General features: G+C 73.5%; 3 protein-coding genes. 1 reads left to right on the plus strand and 2 read right to left on the minus strand.

Annotated elements, in window-relative coordinates:
• Positions 1 to 179: 179 nt before the first annotated feature.
• Positions 180 to 1,826, minus strand: a complete 1,647-nt coding sequence (locus tag K1J50_RS18595) for a flavin-containing monooxygenase (RefSeq protein WP_220119239.1) — start codon at positions 1,824 to 1,826, stop codon at positions 180 to 182.
• Positions 1,827 to 2,073: 247 nt separating this feature from the next.
• Between K1J50_RS18595 and K1J50_RS18600 the strand changes: the two genes are divergently transcribed.
• Complete coding sequence (locus K1J50_RS18600) at positions 2,074 to 2,652, plus strand: DUF4337 domain-containing protein (RefSeq protein WP_220119240.1); 579 nt, start codon at positions 2,074 to 2,076, stop codon at positions 2,650 to 2,652.
• Positions 2,653 to 2,709: 57 nt separating this feature from the next.
• Here the strand turns inward: K1J50_RS18600 and K1J50_RS18605 are convergent, their stop codons facing one another.
• The gene (locus K1J50_RS18605) at positions 2,710 to 3,501 is read right to left on the minus strand and encodes a hypothetical protein (RefSeq protein WP_220119241.1); all 792 of its coding nucleotides are present in this window, start codon (positions 3,499 to 3,501) and stop codon (positions 2,710 to 2,712) included.
• Positions 3,502 to 3,771: the final 270 nt, after the last annotated feature.

The following is a 3,771-nucleotide window of genomic DNA, read 5'->3' on the forward strand; positions in this document are numbered from 1 at the left end:
GGTTGCCTTCCCGCGCGACGCCGAACGCTACAGGCCCCGCAGCGCCATCGCGCGAACCTTCTGCCGCATCGAGGATTCCCGCGGCATCGCCACCCGATACGACAGGACCGCCCGCAACTTCCTCGCCGCCGTCTGCCTCGTCTCAGCCATCACCTACCGGGCGCGACTGAGTCCAGGACCTAGGCCAGCGAGAGTTCGCGGTAGCCCGCCGCCGCCACCGCGTCGCAGCGTTCGCGGTAGGCGGGCGCGCTGCCGCTGTAGCGGGCGAGGATGCGGGTCTGCTTGCCCTCCACGTTGGTGTTCACGCCGGTGAACCAGGAATTGACCTCGTTCGAGAGCAGGCCCGCCGCCGCCGCCTTCACGTGCTCGAACCAGCCCGCCACCGCTTCCGGCGGCGCCTCCACGCGGGTCAGTCCGCGTTCGCGCATGTGCCGGATCAGGTCCGTCACCCAGTCCACGTTGTACTCGATGCTGCGCGGGATGTTGCCGAGGGCGGTGTGCGGCCCCATCAGCATCAGCATGTTGGGGAAGCCGTCCACCAGGATGCCGAGGAAGGTCTGCGGCCCGCCCGCCCAGCGGTCCTTCAGCCGCCTGCCGCCCGCGCCGCGGATGTCGATCCGGTCGAAGCTGCCGGTGATGGCGTCGAAGCCGGTCGCGTAGATGATCATGTCGAACGCGTGCTCGGCCTCGCCGGTCCGGATGCCGGCGGGCGTGATCCGCTCGATCGGCGTCTCGCGCAGGTCCACCAGCCGGACGTTGGGCTGGTTGTACACCTCGTAGTAACCGGTCTCGAGCGGCACGCGGCGGGTGCCGAAGCCATGGTCTTTCGGGATCAGCTTCTCCGCCACCTGCGGGTCCTTCACCCGCTGGCGGATCTTCTTCGCGACGAAGGCGGAGATCTCCGCGTTCGCCGCCGGGTCGGTCAGCATGTCGCGGAAATTGCCGACCCAGATGCCGAAGCCTGGTTCCGAGTACAGCTTCTCGTAGAACGCCTCGCGCTCCTCCGGCGTCACCTCGAAGGTGCCGCGCGGGTCCGGCGTGTGCAGGAAGCAGGAGAAGGTCTCCTGGCAGCGGCGGAAGATCTCCGGGTAGCCGGCCCGGATCCGGCGCATCTCCTCCGGCGTGATCGGGCGGTTGTGCAGCGGCGCGCACCAGTTCGGGGTGCGCTGGAACACGGTCAGGTGCGCGGCGGTCTTGGCGACCTCCTGGATCACCTGCACGCCGGTGGCGCCGGTGCCGATCACCGCGACGCGCTTGCCCGCGAAGCTCACCGGCCCGTGCGGCCAGCGCGCGGTGTGGTAGGCCTCGCCGCGGAAGGTCTCCACCCCTTCGATGCGCGGCAGCGTCGGCGCCGAGAGCGGGCCGACCGCGGTGATCAGGAAGCGCGCGCGGTGCCGCGTGCCGTCCTCGAGCGTCACCGTCCAGCTCCGCGTCGCCTCCTCGTAGTGCGCCGCCGTCACGCGGCTGCGGAACCGGATGTCGCGGCGCAGGTCGAGCTTGTCGGCGACGAAGTTGAGGTAGCGCAGCGTCTCCGGCTGGGCGGCGAAATGCTCCGACCAGTCCCACTCCTCGAGCAGCTCGCGCGAGAAGGAGTAGCCGTAGGAATAGCTCTCCGAGTCGAAGCGCGCCCCCGGATAGCGGTTCCAGTACCAGGTCCCGCCGACGCCGGTGCCGGCCTCGAACACCCGCACCCGCATGCCGAGCTCGCGCAGCCGATGGAGCTGGTAGAGGCCCGACATGCCGGCCCCGATGACGATCGCCTCGTGGTCGAGGCCGGGGGGCGGCGCCGCGCCGGTGCCATGCCGGGCGTCGTTCGCGAGGGTCATCCGATCACGCTCCTCTGCGCATCCGGCGCGCCATCCCCGCCGGCGGCCCCTGCCGCGGCCGGCCGTCTCCGCGGCGCGCGCCGCGGCGCCGCCGAAGAGGCCCCCTGCGGCGCCCGGCACAGCCTATCCGTCCCGCCGGGCGTCCGGGAAGCCGTCCCCTCGCGTGGCCGGGCCGCCTCCGGCCCTTGCGCGGCGCGGGCCTCCTGGCATGAGTGGCGCCCGCCTCCTTCAACCGGGATGAGATGGCATGGCCGTACACGGGCACGCCGCCGACCACGGCGGCAACAAGGGAATCGCGCTGCTGATCGCCGTCCTCGCGCTCTTCCTCGCGCTCGCCGAGACGGGGGCGAAGAGCGCGCAGACCGAGGCGCTGTCGCGCAACATCGAGGCGGCCAACCTCTGGGCCTTCTTCCAGGCCCGGACCATCCGCCAGACCACGGTGCAGACGGCGGGCGAGATGATGGAGCTGGGCAGCGCCGCGATCGAGGCCCCGGTGCACCAGGCCGCGGTGCGGCGGCAGATCGAGCGCTGGCGCGAACGTGTCGCCCGCTGGGAGTCGGAGCCCGAGACCGGCGAGGGGCGGCGCGAGCTGATGGCCCGCGCGCGGGCCGCGGAGGCGCGACGGGACCGGGCCTTCACCGCCTACGAGAAGTACGAGCTCGCGGCGGCGGCCTTCCAGGTGGCGATCGTGCTCGCCTCGGCCTCCATCATCACCGCGGTCCCGGCGCTGGCGGTGATCGCGGGACTGGTCGGCGCCGCCGGCCTGGGTGCGGGCGTGCTGGCCTACTTCCCCGAGATCCACGTGCCGCACCTGCCGCTCTACTGAGGCGGAGCACGGGGCCGGAGCGGGCGGCCCGCCGCCGCGCCGCGGCCGGACCCGCCGTCAGGCGCGCCTTCCGCGCCTGCCCCGCGTCGGCTTGCCGCCCGGCCGCGGCCGCGTGTTGCGCTTGGGCTGCGGGCGGCGCGCCGCGGCCGCGGTCTGACGCTTCGGCGGCACAGCTCGCGCCGCAGCCCGGGCGCGGGTCGCGCCGGCCGGCTTTCGCGGCTTGGCTTGGCCCGGCATGCCGACACGTCTCTTGGGCGTCCGGATCGCGGGCTTGGCCGTCTTCGTCCGCCGGTCAGCCGTCGGCTTCGCCTTCCTGGGGCGGCCGGAGGCACCGGCCGGGGCGGCGGCCGCCGCTTTGCGGCCAGGCGCCGCGGCCCGGCACGGCCGGCTGCCCTCCTCGCGGTCCGGCGGCATGGCCGACGCCGTCCCGGCCGATGCCGCCCGGTCCGCCTGCGTCGGCGGCAGCGGCACGGCCGCAGCGGCGGGCAGCACGATGCGCGGCTCGCCGGCGTCGGCGAGCGCCCCGCCGGCATCGGCCAGCGCGGCGAGCGGCATCTCGCGCGCCTCGACAAGGCGCAGCTGCAGCCAGGGGGATGGCATACGCGGCGTTGCGCCGCTCCCCGTCGGTCGGCGTGAGGCTGCCTTGCCGGCGCGAATCTCGAGCGCGAAGGAAGGCGACGCATCAGCCTCGGCCAGGCTTCCATCGGCTCGGGTCAGCGTGCGGGCGGCCAGTTCGCGGGCCTGGCCCTCGCTGCGCGCCGCCACGAGACAGAAGGAACGATGGAGCGAAGCGGACCAGGCCGGGTCCGCAAGCCGGGCGCGGACGGGTTCGAGCAGGTAGAGCGGCATGGGCGTTCCGGGACGATCTCCTCCGGCCGGCGCGTCCTCCCTGGCCACCCCGGCCGCGGCGGATGGTCGGTCGCCCGACGCGGGCGGGGCAAGAGAGAAGCAGCACCCTCCGCTAACGGGTTCGTGAAAATTCCCGTGAGGGCCTGGAGTGCACCCCGTCAGACCGGGCACACGGCTTGGGTTGCTGACTGCTGGGCGATGAGCTCGCGCGGCGAGAGCATGCGCAAGCCGCTATGGGGGTGGATGGCGTTGTAATCCTCGAACCGGGCG

The organism is Caldovatus aquaticus (assembly GCF_019458025.1).
Classification (GTDB): Bacteria; Pseudomonadota; Alphaproteobacteria; order Acetobacterales; family Acetobacteraceae; genus Caldovatus; species Caldovatus aquaticus.

Excerpts from the sequence above, each read along its gene's own strand:
- K1J50_RS18600 (WP_220119240.1), top strand. The coding sequence starts at position 2,074 with ATGGCCGTACACGGGCACGCCGCCGACCACGGCGGCAACAAGGGAATC.
- K1J50_RS18595 (WP_220119239.1), bottom strand. The coding sequence starts at position 1,826 with ATGACCCTCGCGAACGACGCCCGGCATGGCACCGGCGCGGCGCCGCCC.
- K1J50_RS18605 (WP_220119241.1), bottom strand. The coding sequence starts at position 3,501 with ATGCCGCTCTACCTGCTCGAACCCGTCCGCGCCCGGCTTGCGGACCCG.